This is a genomic window from Brevibacillus sp. Leaf182, from assembly GCF_001423865.2.
In the GTDB taxonomy this organism is placed as follows: domain Bacteria; phylum Bacillota; class Bacilli; order Brevibacillales; family Brevibacillaceae; genus Brevibacillus; species Brevibacillus brevis_C.
The window spans coordinates 66,750-81,714 of record NZ_LMPN02000018.1; the positions used below are offsets into that span (position 1 = coordinate 66,750).

Genomic DNA, 14,965 nt, shown 5'->3' on the forward strand with positions numbered 1-14,965 from the left:
GTAGAAGGACGGAATCGAAATGAAAAATCCCGCTTGGTTAGGTGAACCCTTTGCGATTAAGGATAACAAAATATTCCTGACGAAAAAAGTAGCGAAACGCCTCCTGGCCGAAGCACAAGAGGCGTTTCCTTATGAGTATTCAGCATTGCTCGCAGGTCGTGAAGCAACGATTACAGCCTGTGTACCGATGCCTGTCTCACCCGACAAGCACGTGTTCGCTTGGGATGGGAAAACGTTTCTTCAAGCCTTGCAGCACATCCGCAAGCACAATCTTCAATGGTTGGGGGTCTTGCATACACACCCCCATACGCCGCCAATCCCTTCTGCACGCGACATAGCAGGCTGGCATTATCCTACGCTCAGCTATTGGATTGTGGGACTTGCATCCGCACAGCCAGAATGGTGTGTCTATCAATGGGGACGGGATGAAAATAACGCCTCATTCGAAGCACGCGACTACATACTGACAGAAGCGGCTTGTGACGATGAGGACGCTATTGGTTCTTCTGCTCCAAAAAACTCTTGATACAAAGCAATCACAGCACGATCTGCCTCTTCGGCTTTTACACCGAACATCATGCTTACTTCCGATGACCCCTGATTGATCATCTCCAGATTGATTTTCGCACCAGCCAACGCAGCAGTGGCTCTCGCTGTTGTCCCCACAGACTGACGCATGCCCTCCCCGACAATCATGACGAGTGCAAGACTATGCTGAACAGCGACATCATCAGCGCACAGCTCTCGGCGGATGCGCTCCACAATCCGCTCTTCCTTCTCTTCCGTGAGATCGCGCTCACGCAGAATGACAGAAATGTTATCAATTCCAGATGGAGTATGCTCGTACGAAAGCTCTTCCTCCTCCAGAATTTGCAGCAGCTTGCGACCAAAACCAATTTCGCGGTTCATCAAATACTTGCTGACGTAAATGCTGCAAAAGCCGCTGTCACTTGCAATCCCCGAAACTCTATTTGTAGCAGATCCTCTCTCGGCCACAATCATCGTACCAGGCGAAGACGGATTGTTCGTATTCTTGATGCATACGGGTATATCTGCTTGATACGCGGGAATCAACGCTTCCTCATGGAACACACTAAAACCGGAATAGGACAGCTCCCTCATCTCTCGGTACGTAATCTCTGTCACCTTTTTCGGATCGGCAATCAGGTTCGGATTGACCACATACACAGAATCGACATCGGTAAAATTCTCGTAGACCTCTGCCTGAACCGCCGCAGCCAAAATCGATCCCGTAATATCCGAGCCACCTCGTGAAAAAGTAACCAGATCACCAGCACGCGAATAGCCGAAGAAACCAGGGAAAATCACAATTCCCTCCCGCTCTCGCAATGTCGACAATTTGGCATACGCTTCAGGAAGGATATGGGCATTGCTTGCTTCATCCGTAACCAGCATTCCTGCATCCTTTGGATTGATGTAGGTCGCCACCTCGCCCAAGCTCTGCAAATAACGAGCGACAACTTTGGCGCATGTATCCTCTCCCGCAGCTTTGACCGCATCCATGAATCTTTCCTTGGACAAGCTTGCCTTGTTTGCGAGAACCTCCCCGAGCTCTGCTTCAATCGCTTGACCAATCTCGGCAGAAAGCCCGAGACCTGCCACAATCTCCTGATAGCGCAAAAATATTGCTTGTTTCGCTTCCTCTGTAGGCTCCCCAGCCAAATATCGCTCCGCATATGCGATTAATAAATCAGTAACCTTCGTGTCTTCCTTGTGCCGTTTCCCAGGTGCTGATACAACAATGAATCGTCTGTCCCGATCCGCCAAAACAATTTGGCATACTTTTTTTATTTGCTCGGCATTCGCCAGTGATGTTCCCCCAAATTTTGCTACCTTCATGATCGATTCCTCCATCTAACTCTCACGTCTTCTACTTTTATTAGCTTAATTTATCCGCACAAAAAGAACAACTGTATTTTCCACAAGGACACACAGGAATAATCATCAAGATTTGTCGCATAGTAACGGGGTGTACATCAATAGGTATAGCTACCTAGCAGGAAAGTCTCTGGTAACGAGGTGAACGAATGAAAAAGCACATCCTCTTTTTCCCACTTTTGCTCGCTGTTATTCTTGCTCCTTCCTTCAGCGAGACGGCCAATGCAATAAGGGAAAAAAATCGCGAGTATTACGAAACAAGAGGAGATATCGTTTGGGAAGTGCCGACAGAGAGCAAGGTGATTGCCCTTACCTTTGACGATGGTCCTGATCAGGTATACACTCCTCAGATCGCAGCGCTGCTGAAGCAATATCAAGCGAAATCTACCTTTTTTGTCGTAGGCAATCGTGTGAGCCAGTACCCGGGAATCGTCAAATCTCTCGTGAATGATCAACATGAGATTGCCAATCACACTTACAGTCATCCGGATATTCGAAAGCTGTCAGCGAATCGACTGTTAGAAGAGGTGCAAAAAACGCAGGAAACGATTTATTCGGCAACAGGGGTTCGTCCCACCCTCTTTCGTCCCCCGGGGGGATATTATAACGAGACCGTCGTCGATACAGCCAAGAAAGCCGGTTTTTTGGTGATCATGTGGTCGTGGCATCAAGACACACGTGATTGGAGCGATCCCGGTATAAAAAAAATCGTCAACAAGGTTTTGAACAACGCGCGGAATGGAGACATCGTGCTATTTCACGATTACGGAGGCAATCGCAGACAGACCGTAAAAGCCCTTGAGCAAATATTGCCTGAACTGAAAAATAGAGGGTATAAATTCGTAACGGTCAGCGAATTGTTGAGAGGATATGGACGTGCGAAGCAGGTAGACTATCCTTGATTTTCTTTCATTAAAAAAGTGCCCCTCGCTAAAAAGGGGCACTTCTCCTCTGATCGATTTCATTATTTGTTTCCGTTCTCCAAAATAGAATCCGTCTCTACCTGAACTTTTACGGGTACAGGCTGTTGCTGTGTAGGTACAGTACCACCCTTTTGCATAAAGTCTGCGATCATCTTATTCATATCCAAACCGGACACGTCTTTCAGCATTTCTGGCAGTTGGGCCATCAGCTTCGTAACATTCCCGCTCAGACGGTTGACGCCATCTCCCTGACCGCCTCCTGCATCCACGATCGTTACCTTGTCGATCGCCTTCATTGGCTCAGCAATTTTCTCAGCCAGCTCAGGGAGCATTTTCGCAATAATATCGAGTACAGCCGCATGACCGAATTTTTCAAATGCTTCAGCCAGCTTCTCTTTCCCTTCTGCCTCGGCTTCGAGTTTGAGTCGCGTGACTTCTGCCTCCGCGCTACCACGAGCTTTTTCCGCTTCGGCAATCGCTAAGCCTTCCAGACGCTTCTGCTCAGCATTTGCTTTTGCTTCCGCTTCAATGCGGTACTTGATCGCGTCTGCTTCTCTCAGCTTCTTCGCTTTTTCCGCTTCTGCCGCCTGTTCCACAGAGTAACGGTCGGCGTCAGCCTTTTTCTTCACTTCCGCATCATATTGCTTTTCGCGGCGAAGAATTTCTTTTTCCTCCAGCTCGATTTCCTTCTGCTTGCGGACGAGATCAATCTTCATCTCTTCTTCTGTAACCTGCTGCTTGGCGACAGCTTCTTGCAGCTTGTAGGCTTGGTCTGCGCTCGCCTTTGCTTTGTCCTGCTCTTGCTTAAACGCCGCTACCTTCAGCTCTTTTTCCTTTTCTGCTTCGGCAATGTTCGTTTCCTTCAGTAGCTCTGCCTTGCGCGCCTCTTCCTCTGCCTGCGCCTGCTTGATCCGCGCTTCTTTGTCCGCATCAGCCTGTGAGATCGTCGCATCGCGCTTCACTGCAGCGATTTGCGGTATTCCAAGAGCAGCTAAATAGCCGTTTTTGTCCCGGACATCCTTGATCGTGAAGCTGACGACGGACAGCCCCATTTTTTTCAAATCCTTCGTCGCTACCGCTTGCACCTCTTGTGCGAATCGCTCACGGTTCTTGTAAATTTCCTCCACGGTCATACTGCCGAGGATTGCCCGCAAATAGCCTTCGAGTACTTCCTGTGCTTCTCCGCGCAGTGCCTCGTCACTCTTGCCCATAAATTGCTCGGATGCGGTCGCGATATCTTCAATGGAACCGCCTACCTTGATGATTGCTACGCCATCTGCCATGACAGGAACGCCCTGCTCGGTATATACCTCAGGAGTCGATACGTCCAGCTTATGAGACAGAAGACTCAGAAAGTTTGCTTGTTGAAAAATAGGGAGGATAAATGCGCCGCCTCCGCGGACGATCTTCATCTTGCGTCCGGATTCGTCACTGAGTACGTTTTTCGAGCCAAGATAGCTACCCGTTACGATCATTGCTTCATCTGCACCCACTGTTTTGTAACGGGCCCAAAAGGCAATGCCCAAAACGAGAAAGACTGCGACGACCACACCTACTATCGTCAAAATACCGGGTTCTAACATCATTTCTCATCTCCTTCGCCAGATTCAGTGTAAAAGGGGATTACATACAAGACATGGTCACGCACCTCGACCACGACGACACGGGTTCCTTGCGGGATAATCTCGCCCTCAAGACTCGCCGCCATATGGTAGGTAGTTCCGCTAATCATCGGCAGCAGCACTTCTCCCAGTCCTTGTGCAGGGATCGTCGTTCCTACTTCCCCCAGCTTTCCTCCTAGTTGACTCATGGAATAGCTCGTGGAATTTTCCGCATGGCTCATCGGCTTTACCCACAGGAAGTATGAGACAAGACCCAAAGCGATGCCAATGGCAACAGCCAGCATCAACACGACAAGCGGACCAAGTGAAGTGTAACGAGATAGCAAATACCCCGCTCCGCCAAAGGCAGTCATGCCGCTGACCAACAAAATAGGCTGTGCAAAAGGCAGATGCAGATGTCCCAGCCAATCCGAGAGCGTATCGCCAAACAACAGCGAGATGACCGTGTAGAGTAGACCAAGTACAAGGCAGACCATGTAGACGTTTTCAAGTATGTCCACGACTGTCCCCCCTTTCTAAAATTGCCTCTATAGTGCATACGAGTGAGATGGGAATTAGTTTCATAAATAAGGAAATAATCCCTTTTCTTATCGCTTTTTCTGCTGAAGGACTCTTTGAATACGGCGAATTCCTTCCTCGATATTCGCCGGGCACTCCCACGAATAGGTCAGTCGCAGCCAGCCCACTTCCGCTCCATAGACGCTGCCAGGCGTAAATACGACACCTTCCCTAATCGCATCATCCAACAATTCCTTTTCGTCCCTGGGAGTAAGCAACCGACACCAAATATGATAGCTGCCACCCGGCTCATTCCATACGGCGTAATCAAAGAGATGATTGTGCATAGCCCGTACCGTCGTTTGTTGCTGCTCCAACAAGTAACGAGACACTCGCTCCTGCTGATTGTTCCAGCTCTCTCGCTCAACAAATTGCCGGGCGAATTGCTGGGAGACGCTGCTCGTGCCAAAGTCCATTTGCTGCTTGGCATCGGCTAGTCTTTCTACGACTGATCTTGGTCCTACGAGCCAGCCAATCCGCAAGCCTGGCGCAATCGTTTTCGAAAGGCTCCCGACATACAGAACAGCCCCTGTCTTGTCGATGGCTTTGATCGGCTTTGGCGGTCTAGGGCTTCCAGCCAGTGTCAGTGCACCGTAAGCGTCGTCCTCCACAAGTGGCAAGCGCAGCTCCTGACAAATATCGAGCAACTGGGCTCGCCGTGCCTCGCTTAAAATCGTCCCGGTTGGATTATGATAGGTCGGGTTCGCGAAAACCATGCGAATGCGGTGCTCCCGTTGCAAGTCGTAGACAGCCTCGGGTACAATACCGTCCTCATCCATCGGCAAGCGAAATAAACGCAGGCCAGCTGAGCTGAATAAGGGAAGAGAATACGAATAAGAAGGTCCCTCCATTGCGATTGCATCTCCGGGATTCAAGAGACATAGTGTTATGAGATGCAATGCCTGCTGCGCTCCTGAGGTCACCAAAATTTCGTCGGGAGAAGCATGAATGCCGTAGTTTTCGTGCAAATGCACAGCTAATGCCTCCCGCAGACGCGGCTCCCCCTTTGGATGCGCGTAGCCAAGCTCAAGCTTGATCTCGTTTTCTTCCCCCAGCGTCGTTGGGATCAATGACGGGATCATCGTCGTGGCCAATTCAGCCTTTGCCAGATTGATGATCGAGGAATCGAAGCACGCATCCTGTATTCGTTTTGCGAGTGGATAGGCTGGCAAGAATGCCCCACCATTCGTGTAGGCATACCAGTTTGGCATCTGTTTGACACCCCACAGATCACGACTTACCCAAGTACCGCTCCCTTGCCACGATTGTAAAATACCTTTGGCCCGCAATTCTTCATACGCTGCCGATACCGTCCCACGATTGACGCCAAAGCGCCGCGCCAACACTCTTTCCGGCGGCAGTGATGTACCAGGGGGCAGCACTCCTAGCACAATCTGTTGTTCCAGCTCTTTGGCAATTTGCATATAGATCGGAATCCCTGCGTCTTTGTCTGGCTTCCATTCCATCCTGATCCTTCCTCCACACTTGCTGTTTTCCTCCCTTTCGACAAATTGGCTTACTGCTCCTGCTGCCAATTGGCTCTACCTTTCATGATCGCTCGCCTCTAAGATGGAACAACAGAAACTTTTATTCGATAAAGGATGGGATTCGGATGAGCGCACAGCTTCCTATCGAGAAGCAGAAATTACAAAAAGAACAGTCCATCACTCTCGAGCAGCAGCATACAGAGAAAATGGGCTTGCTGTATGGCTTCATCGGGGTGCTTAGCTTCAGCTTGACCTTACCTGTGACGAAGGTAGTGGTTACCGTGCTCTCTCCCCTTTCGGCAGGGTTGGGACGAGCGTTGATCGCAGGGGTACTGGCTGCTTTGGTTCTCCTGATCAAACGCGTACCGTTTCCTACCTGGCACGAGACCAAAAAACTGTTGCTCGTATCTGCTGGCGTAGTAGCGGGCTTCCCGTTTTTCTCATCGTGGGCGATGGAGAGAGTACCTGCTACGCACGGCGCAGTTATCATTGCACTCTTGCCTTTGGCTACGGCAGGCGCAGCGATATTTTTTTCAGGAGAGCGCCCCGCTCGAAAGTATTGGCTTTCTAGTGCGATCGCTTGTGTAACGATTATCGCCTACGCGATTAGCTCTGGCTTTGGTGCCCTCCAATGGGCGGATCTCGCCTTGCTCGGAGCGGTCATCAGTGCGGCGATCGGATATGCAGTCGGCGGTGAGCTCTCCAAGACTATGGGCGGTTGGCAGGTCATCAGTTGGTCATTGATCTTCGCCTTTCCTTTACTCGTCGTTCCGCTGGCGGGTCCTCTACTCACTGAATTAAAACAAGCCACTTGGCCTGTCTGGATCGGTTTTGGCTATATTAGCGTGGTCAGTATGTTTCTCGGTTTTTTCGCCTGGTATCACGGCCTGGCAATCGGTGGCGTCTCCAAAGTCAGTCAAATTCAATACCTTCAACCCTTTTTATCAATCATCGCCGCCTGGCTGCTCCTGTCCGAGCCATTGACACTTGGTGCTGTTCTCTCGGCCGTCATTGTCGTGTTGGCTGTCGCAAAAGGAAGAAAAGCTTCCGTTCAGCAAAAAGCGTAAGTAAAAAAACACCGCTCCTCTTCTCTAGGAAAAGGGCGGTGTCTCTTGTTTTTATTCTGCTTTGCTCAGCATATTTCCCAAGTACATCGGTTGATAAGTGGGATCAGACAAGACCTGCTTGACTTGATCCGGGCGTGTTTTGTGGTCGTTCGGCAGTTGCTTCCACTCTTCTAGCGTAACCCAGCCAGCCCATTCGATTTCTTCATCGACGATACCACCTGGCGTAGGGTTTGTCTCTTCACCGACGAGCTTCGCCAGAACGCCCACTCCGACTGTATGCTTGCCGTTCCCTTCCTGATCGATCCGATCGTCTATCCAGATCAATCGCTCCATTTCCACGAGGAGCCCCGTCTCTTCCATTACTTCTCTTTTCGCCGCATCTGGAATCGCTTCTAAATATTCTACGATTCCCCCTGGCAGGTTGTAAAAGATGCCTCGTTGTGTCTGTTCACGGATGAGGAGGACTTTCCCTTCGTGTTCCACTACTACGGTGACTCTCAAGCGAATCGCTGACATTTCGCTCGCTCCCTTCTCAGATGGCAGGCGTACGCGTAACATTCAGGGAATCGACACCGGAGTGCGCTAACCATTCCTGTAATGCCATAAGTCCATATTGTTCCAAAAACTTTGCTTCAGAATCCGCGATTGCATGAAGCATCATGAACCTGATTACGTCCTTGCCGTTTGTATAATATTCAAGTCCAGCCTCTTCATAATAGGCAGGGGTCAGTACCATATGATTCAAAACCGATTTTTCCACGATTGTATCCCCAAGCGAAAAGATGCTCCCAGACTCCATACGGGTCGTTTGACTCTCCCACTGACGAATCACCTGGGCCGCTACTCTTGCCAAATGCGTAATCATTCTCTGCTCAAACTGATAGGAATAGACGAGGTACTCCGTTGCTCCCATCTTGTGCAGCTCAAGCGTGGCATATGTCCACCATCCTCGCTTGCGTGTTGCCGGATAGACGGCAATCAGGATATCCGCATCCTCGGATTGATACAGCTCTCCTCTACTTCCAAAAAAGCGGTGGCAATGATCCATTAATTGCTTTACCACTATCATATGTGCAACTCCGCTCCAAAAAGTATGAAAACGTCTACGGCTGCCTCTCATAGAAGAGCAACTGCATCTTTGCGAAATGGTTCGTGCTCGCCCGAAAAAAGCATGCCCGGATTCGTAGGCATACTTCGTTGATGTTGGACAGCGTTATCATGTATATACGAACATTTTATCATTGTGTGGAGCGAATGTACATGTTTCAACTCGCGCAAAAAAGCCCCCGGTTTTTCCGAGGGCCTTGTTCTTGTTTATTTCGTGACTTTCACGAAAACGGTCATGCTTTTACCTTGGTACTTCACCTTGAGCTTCGTTGTTCCTTTTGCATGTCCTGTAATGACGCCATTTTCTACGGTAGCAATCTCCTCGTCTTCACTGGACCATACCGCATCGTCTGTTATGTCTTTTTTCGATTGATCCCGGTAGTAAACGGTTGCTGTGACCTCTTCCTCTTCTCCTTCAGCAAGCGTGACAGATCGATTACTAATGGAAAGTTGACGGATCAGCTCAGCACCCCCAACATAGACTGTCAGCTTGGATGTTTTTCCGGCATATTTGGCTGAAATGACCGTCACACCCGGAGCAATTCCGATGATTTCTCCGTCCTCATTGATCGTTGCCACCTCTGGCTCACTGCTATCCCAAAATGCCTGTTCCGTAACATCTTCCGTTTTCCGGTCGGATAACGTAGCGACAAGTATTAGCTGCTCCTCTTCATCCACGTCCAAGCTCAAGCTACTTGGGGTGAGTTTCAATTTGCTTACATATACATCCGAGACAACGACAGGAATGGTGAGTTCTTCGTCCTGATACGAAATCGTAATCGTTGCTTCGCCTTTCTTTTTGCCAGCTTTGATTACACCTTTTGTGGCAGTCGCTACTTCTTCTTCGTTTGTTTCATATCGGACATCTTTGTTTTTGGTAATATCCTCTTTCGTGCCATCGGCGTACATCGCATACAGCTTGATAGAAGAGGATTTTCCTGGCTTCAACAGGATGTTTTTATCCGATACGCGCAGTCCGACCAATCTCTTTTCGCCTTCCCGGGCAACTTTTACCCGGATCGTCGCCGTCTTGCCTTGGTCAATGGTCGTCACGGTAATCGTTGCTTTCCCGGGCGCAAGAGGAGTAACCACACCCTGATCGTCGACGGATGCTACTTCTGGATCGCTGCTGCTCCACTTCACGCTCTGATTCGTTGCATGCGCAGGGGTTATCGTTGCGCGCAATTCAGCCGTTTCTCCGCCTTCCGTTAAGTACAACTCCTCTTGGTCGAGGCTCACGTCTGTTACGGGATAGTAAGATGGAGGGGGAGGCGGTGGCGTAACAGATTGTCTGGTCACTACAATCGTGTACGTCTTCGTTGTGCCATCTTCTGCTGTTACCACAATCGTAATCTCGTTCGTACCTGTTTTCAGGGAAATTGCTGCACTTGCTTGCCCGCTTTTGACAAGAGAACCGTTGACGGTTACGGTTGCGTTTGAATCAGCCACAGTCGGTGTCACGGTCAGGCTCGCTGTGCTGTTCCCGACTCTTTGCGTGTAGTTCGTTTTCGCAGGATGGAATGCTTCATGAAAAGGTCCGCTGCTCAATGCTACGTTACTTAAATCTGCGTTTGTCGATGTAGAAGCTTTACTCACTTGTACGGTATACGTCTTCGTAACCGTGCCATCTTCTGCTGTCACTATAATGGTAATCATGTTACTACCTGTAGTCAGTGAAATCTCAGCACTTTCTTGTCCACTCTCTACGGCCGTACCGTTCACTGTGACTGTTGACTTTGAGTCAGCCGTTGTCGGGGTTACTTTCAAACTAGTAGTGCCACTCCCAGCATCATGGGTGTAGCTTGTGGTATCTGGATCAAACGCTTCGTTTAAAGAACCGCTGCTCACCGTTAAGCCGCTTAAATTGGCGTTCGTCGACACCAACATCTTATTCACTTGAATGTTGTACGTCTTCGTTGTACCTGTCTGTGCTGTTACGATAATGGTAATGGGATTGCTTCCCATCTGTAGAGAAATTGCACCGCTTGCTTGTCCGCTACTGACAGGACTTCCGTTGACCGTTATCGTTGACTTCGAGTCAGCAGCAGTCGGCGTAACAGTCAGGTTTGTAACGCTTTGACCAACATTTTGCGTGTAGTCCGTCTTCGCCGAATCAAATGTTTCATTCAAAGCCCCCGAATTCAGGCTGATGCTGCTCAAATCCGCGTTATTGGATACGATTTTTACAGATGTATCTACATAGCCGGTAGCGCTTACCGTGATCGTATGCCCGACAGCCGTCAGCTCATTGGCCTGAATTGTAATTTTCCCTGGAGCAGCCGTGTAAGCAAGCTGCTTGTTCGTTTCGTCTTTGACAGCCGTAATGTTTTGACGCCATATCGGATCATCTGCAAAGGTGATGTCGATCGCATTGGCTACATCACTACTCGTTGCAGTTGTGGAAAGTACAGGAGGAGGTGTAGATACCATTTTGTATACGGTGGAATCCCCTGAAGAATCAGTTGCAACTACATAGGGAATATCATCTACGATCGTTAACGAAACAGCATTCGTACCTGATGGAGTAAAAGCCTCGTTGCCTACTGTCTCCCATTGGCCAATATACTTCTTCACTGCTACTTTTCCGCTATTGCTGTCTATATACGCTACATAAGGAATATCGTCTTTGACAGTCATGGACAATACATGCGTTCCTTCATCATTTTCAGATGTACCAGGACTGCTTAAGGGTGAGCTCTTCTTACCCGGAGTGTCACGGTTCACCACGATGGACTTATCATTCTGATCCACTATTGCCATATAAGTAGAGTCATTGTAATCACTAGCAGTAAAAGCTATCGCGTTACGTGATGAAATCGAATAATCCTCCTCGAAATTCCACCATGGATTAGTACCATCAGTCCCATTTAAACTCAATACTTGAGTAAGATTTGGCCATACATTCGCTACGTGGAGTTTTCCGTTTTGATTCGCTAACGCAATATTCGCTATGGCTTTTCCCGAATTGGAAGCGTTCAATACCAGTTTCCAGTCGTTTCCTTGAAATTCTTTAACCGTTGCATTAACGCTTGCCATCCCTACTTTGACTTTACGTGCATATGCCAAATATATTTTCCCGTTTATGCTAATCAGGGATGGAAGGACAGCATTCGATGCATCCGTCTCTGTCCCTACTGTTTTCCAGCTACCTCCTTCATATTTCTTCACCACGACACTCTCATTATGGATATAGGCCACATAAGGTTCTCCGTTAGAAACAGCTAAAGACGGATACCGAATTTGACTTTCGGAAAAACCTTCGTCCCCAACCGACTCCCAGTCCGTTCCGTTGAATTTCTTCACAGTGACCTTTCCGCCTTGGTTAGAATCCGAATAGGCGATATACAAAGTTTCATTTGCGTTCAAGAGGGTCGCATATTGCGCACCTTCTATTCCCGTCTTGCTTACTTGCGACCAATTGCCTGCACCTGCAGCATACGCTGTGCTTTCTGCGAACAGAGCATGTCCTGACAAGCTGCCAATCAGCAGCAGCATTCCCAGAACGACCCTCATCATTTTTTTATAAAATGAAACCAACAATTCTCCCTCCTTCTTAAATCTTTCCTATCATCACATAATTAGTACAATTTAATAATTATAGCATTATGTCTATAAGTTCGTCGTCTAACTAAAGTTAATAAGAATCGTGCCTGAGCGACCTAATCACCAAAGTGTGACCAGTCACTACAGGCACGTATTACGACAGCTCTCTATCAGACTCGCATACCTTGATATCTCTCCAATTCCTCTCTCATAAAGCGTGTGCTGTCATTCAACAAGTCAATATCAACAGGATCATGCACAACCCTGCCGTCCTTCTTCATCCATCGACCGTCAATCATGACATGCGCGATATTGCCAGCATTCACATTCATCAATACATAATTGTAAGGATCGTAGAGTGGCGCTGTTTGGTGCCCCCCGGTGTCAATCATGATGAGATCAGCCTTCTTTCCTGGTGTCAGGCTGCCGATTTCATCTTCCATCCTCAACGCGCGTGCTCCGTCAATCGTGCCCATTTCCAGCACACTCTTCGCGTTGAAGACGCCCAGACTTGGTTCTTCACCCTTGATGTTGACCCGTTCATTATGCACGCTGTGGGTGTACGCCAAAGCTACCCGCAATTGTGTAATCATATCCGCTCCAACCACGGAAGTTGTGTCCACACCGATTGACGGTCTGCCGCCCTTACTCAGAATCTGATAAAATGGCGGGTATCCATGTCCCATCAGCATTTCAATCTCCGGTGTAATGGAGACAGACATATTTTCTTGCACAAAAAGCTCGTAGTCCTTTTCGGACAATTGGTTGCAGTGGGCAAAGTTAATGAAATCGAGAGGAAGACCCTCCTCGTGCAAATGAGCGATTAGCCCATCTTCACCAGGCACCCCTCCCACATGGACGGTAGCGAACACATTCAGCTCATGTGCTTCTTTTATACTGTACTTCAACCTTTCCACATCGTTGCTGAGCGCCCCAAGCGCAATCTGAGTCAGCGGGTTGCTGTTTGTCTCCCGCAACCGCAGCATATTTTTAAAGTTCGCATCTTCATCATGGGCTACCACAGAATCTGCAATCGCCACTATGGTACGCATCCCGATTTCTGAATCCGCTCTCAAAATTTCAAGGCCATGCCCATAGCTGTTGGTCGAATTCGCCCAGTGCAGCACGGTTGTAACGCCAGAATGAATCGCCTCCAAATAACCGATGTAACTGCCTACATAGATGTCCTGCGGGCGAAGGCGTTGTCCGATATCACCAAGAAACCGTGTAAAATAGTCCGTCAGCGACCAATTCGTAAAGGCTTGATTGAACAAATGCTGATAGACGTGGCGGTGTGTATCCACGAAGCCCGGCATCACAATGTATCCGGAACCGTCTAGTACCTCCATATCCTCCGTCAGCTCGATGTTCTTTCCGACCTGTTTGATGATGTTGTTTTCAATCAAAATATCTCCATTTTCAATTTCTTTAATTTGAGAATCCATCGATAAAATATACGCGCCTTGAATCAGGATTGTTGACATCGTTATACCTCCTAAGCGTCATTTGAGATGGATACTGCCTCTAAAAAACTCCCCCCTTTTTACGTAAGCTACTCTATCGTTTGCTACCGAGCTTGATCCTCTACTATAATAAAATCTAGCTGTTTGCTTTGTAGTCGCAAAGGAAAGAGCGCGCGTAGAGTCGGTTTCCGGTAGTGCCCGTCCATGCCCTATCTGGAAATCGGCTCTTTGTCATTGTCACAAGAAAGCTAGAAAGAAACGTCTAGCCATCTCGCAAACAATCTATAACTTTAGACGCACAAAAATGTAAAAAGTTTCAAATTTAAGATAAATTTTGCTCTTTTGATTTCTATGCAGAAGGGCTGGCATTTTTACTACATTTGGTCGTCAGTACGATTCTGTTACGGTTACCTTTTTCCATTTTCTCGCGTCTTGTTTATTGGCAATTCCATTTTTCGGGAGGAATCAGGCACTTATGAAAAACAAGACAGCTTGTCTCATCCTTACTATTAGTCAAAGCGTATATGCCATTTTCTTATTGGCTTGGATCATTTCTGTTCTTTTTACCATTGTGCTTCTACCTGAAGATGAATATGATACTGGAGCCCCTGAGGTGTTCTATACGATCCTGTCGTATCCGCTTGTACTACTTGCCTCGGCGCTGGGCAGTTGGTACTACTATCACAAGTTGAAATTCAAAACGAGTTACGCGCTCAACGCCATTCCTTTACTTTGGGTCATTCCGATGGCGATATTCATGATCATTTTATGGAAATTCGGTTTGTCCTCGTAAAAACAGCCCTCCCCGGATGATTCCGAAGGAGGGTTTTCTAACTCTACTGGGATATTTTATTATTCAGTGATAAGAATCCTATACAATCTGGAACTTCCTGACGCATCAAAGATTCGAACTTTAGCGGTTCCTGCAGCAAGAGCCTCTACATTAATTCGGTTCTCTATCTCTGGATCAATCCAAAACCTAAGTAGACCTTCCCCTGCCAATACATTCCAATCATCTCCAGCAAAATGTCTTTGTTCACCCACAGTGTAGATTCTATCGTATTTTGCCGTAGCATCCTGGCTAACTGTGAATGAAGACTGTTTGTTTACATCAATATGAATCGGTATTACTCTTTCAGAAGTCTCCTTAGCAAAAGCAGATGAACTAAGAGAAATAACAGAAACGACCGTTAGTACGCCTACACCCAATTTTTTCAAAAACATAACAACACCAACCTTTTTCAAATGATAGTTACAACTTAAAATTATGTAAATTATTGGTAATTATTCTTTGGT

Annotated in this window: 13 protein-coding genes; 4 read left to right on the plus strand and 9 right to left on the minus strand. The window is 48.0% G+C overall.

What is annotated here, in order from left to right:
* The first annotated feature begins 19 nt into the window (after positions 1–19).
* Positions 20–526, plus strand: a complete 507-nt coding sequence (locus ASG16_RS08095; RefSeq protein WP_056491887.1) for a M67 family metallopeptidase — start codon at positions 20–22, stop codon at positions 524–526.
* Here the strand turns inward: ASG16_RS08095 and ASG16_RS08100 are convergent.
* Positions 457–1,860, minus strand: a complete 1,404-nt coding sequence (locus ASG16_RS08100) for an aspartate kinase (RefSeq protein WP_056491890.1) — start codon at positions 1,858–1,860, stop codon at positions 457–459. The genes ASG16_RS08095 and ASG16_RS08100 overlap by 70 nt on opposite strands.
* Positions 1,861–2,048: 188 nt before the next feature.
* Between ASG16_RS08100 and ASG16_RS08105 the strand changes: the two genes are divergently transcribed.
* A complete protein-coding gene (locus tag ASG16_RS08105) occupies positions 2,049–2,801 on the plus strand; it encodes a polysaccharide deacetylase family protein (protein ID WP_056491893.1) in 753 nt (250 codons plus the stop codon).
* Between the two features lie 62 nt (positions 2,802–2,863).
* Here the strand turns inward: ASG16_RS08105 and floT are convergent, their stop codons facing one another.
* The 3 genes from floT to ASG16_RS08120 all read right to left on the minus strand — a co-directional run bounded on the left by floT (position 2,864) and on the right by ASG16_RS08120 (position 6,468).
* Complete coding sequence (gene floT, locus ASG16_RS08110; protein WP_056491896.1) at positions 2,864–4,405, minus strand: flotillin lipid rafts scaffold protein FloT; 1,542 nt, start codon at positions 4,403–4,405, stop codon at positions 2,864–2,866.
* Complete coding sequence (locus tag ASG16_RS08115; protein WP_056491899.1) at positions 4,405–4,944, minus strand: NfeD family membrane protein; 540 nt, start codon at positions 4,942–4,944, stop codon at positions 4,405–4,407. The genes floT and ASG16_RS08115 overlap by 1 nt, the downstream gene beginning before the upstream one ends.
* 87 nt (positions 4,945–5,031) lie before the next feature.
* The gene (locus ASG16_RS08120) at positions 5,032–6,468 is read right to left on the minus strand and encodes an aminotransferase-like domain-containing protein (RefSeq protein ID WP_056491902.1); all 1,437 of its coding nucleotides are present in this window, start codon (positions 6,466–6,468) and stop codon (positions 5,032–5,034) included.
* Between the two features lie 146 nt (positions 6,469–6,614).
* Here ASG16_RS08120 and ASG16_RS08125 point away from each other — a divergent pair, with 146 nt between their 5' ends.
* Positions 6,615–7,556, plus strand: a complete 942-nt coding sequence (locus ASG16_RS08125) for a DMT family transporter (RefSeq protein WP_056491905.1) — start codon at positions 6,615–6,617, stop codon at positions 7,554–7,556.
* Between the two features lie 51 nt (positions 7,557–7,607).
* Here the strand turns inward: ASG16_RS08125 and ASG16_RS08130 are convergent, their stop codons facing one another.
* The 4 genes from ASG16_RS08130 to ASG16_RS08145 all read right to left on the minus strand — a co-directional run bounded on the left by ASG16_RS08130 (position 7,608) and on the right by ASG16_RS08145 (position 13,690).
* Positions 7,608–8,072, minus strand: a complete 465-nt coding sequence (locus tag ASG16_RS08130; protein ID WP_235617547.1) for an NUDIX domain-containing protein — start codon at positions 8,070–8,072, stop codon at positions 7,608–7,610.
* A gap of 16 nt (positions 8,073–8,088) precedes the next feature.
* Positions 8,089–8,625, minus strand: coding sequence for a suppressor of fused domain protein (locus ASG16_RS08135; protein WP_056491911.1), 537 nt, complete (start codon positions 8,623–8,625; stop codon positions 8,089–8,091).
* Positions 8,626–8,870: 245 nt separating this feature from the next.
* Positions 8,871–12,200: a cadherin-like beta sandwich domain-containing protein gene (locus ASG16_RS08140; protein WP_056491914.1), complete on the minus strand. Its 3,330-nt coding sequence runs from the start codon at positions 12,198–12,200 to the stop codon at positions 8,871–8,873.
* Between the two features lie 176 nt (positions 12,201–12,376).
* Entirely contained in the window at positions 12,377–13,690 is a 1,314-nt protein-coding gene (locus ASG16_RS08145) for an amidohydrolase family protein (RefSeq protein WP_056491918.1), read from the minus strand.
* Between the two features lie 454 nt (positions 13,691–14,144).
* Between ASG16_RS08145 and ASG16_RS08150 the strand changes: the two genes are divergently transcribed.
* Positions 14,145–14,462 (plus strand): hypothetical protein, encoded by a 318-nt coding sequence (locus ASG16_RS08150; protein WP_056491921.1) that lies wholly within the window; start codon positions 14,145–14,147, stop codon positions 14,460–14,462.
* A gap of 59 nt (positions 14,463–14,521) precedes the next feature.
* Here the strand turns inward: ASG16_RS08150 and ASG16_RS08155 are convergent, their stop codons facing one another.
* Positions 14,522–14,893 (minus strand): hypothetical protein, encoded by a 372-nt coding sequence (locus ASG16_RS08155; protein ID WP_056491924.1) that lies wholly within the window; start codon positions 14,891–14,893, stop codon positions 14,522–14,524.
* Between the last annotated feature and the right edge of the window lie 72 nt (positions 14,894–14,965).

Bases quoted from the DNA above. Each gene is read 5' to 3' on its own strand.
- ASG16_RS08095 (WP_056491887.1), top strand. From the start codon at position 20: ATGAAAAATCCCGCTTGGTTAGGTGAACCCTTTGCGATTAAGGATAAC.
- ASG16_RS08100 (WP_056491890.1), bottom strand. From the start codon at position 1,860: ATGAAGGTAGCAAAATTTGGGGGAACATCACTGGCGAATGCCGAGCAA.
- ASG16_RS08105 (WP_056491893.1), top strand. From the start codon at position 2,049: ATGAAAAAGCACATCCTCTTTTTCCCACTTTTGCTCGCTGTTATTCTT.
- floT (WP_056491896.1), bottom strand. From the start codon at position 4,405: ATGTTAGAACCCGGTATTTTGACGATAGTAGGTGTGGTCGTCGCAGTC.
- ASG16_RS08120 (WP_056491902.1), bottom strand. From the start codon at position 6,468: ATGGAATGGAAGCCAGACAAAGACGCAGGGATTCCGATCTATATGCAA.
- ASG16_RS08125 (WP_056491905.1), top strand. From the start codon at position 6,615: ATGAGCGCACAGCTTCCTATCGAGAAGCAGAAATTACAAAAAGAACAG.
- ASG16_RS08130 (WP_235617547.1), bottom strand. From the start codon at position 8,072: ATGTCAGCGATTCGCTTGAGAGTCACCGTAGTAGTGGAACACGAAGGG.
- ASG16_RS08135 (WP_056491911.1), bottom strand. From the start codon at position 8,625: ATGATAGTGGTAAAGCAATTAATGGATCATTGCCACCGCTTTTTTGGA.
- ASG16_RS08145 (WP_056491918.1), bottom strand. From the start codon at position 13,690: ATGTCAACAATCCTGATTCAAGGCGCGTATATTTTATCGATGGATTCT.
- ASG16_RS08150 (WP_056491921.1), top strand. From the start codon at position 14,145: ATGAAAAACAAGACAGCTTGTCTCATCCTTACTATTAGTCAAAGCGTA.
- ASG16_RS08155 (WP_056491924.1), bottom strand. From the start codon at position 14,893: ATGTTTTTGAAAAAATTGGGTGTAGGCGTACTAACGGTCGTTTCTGTT.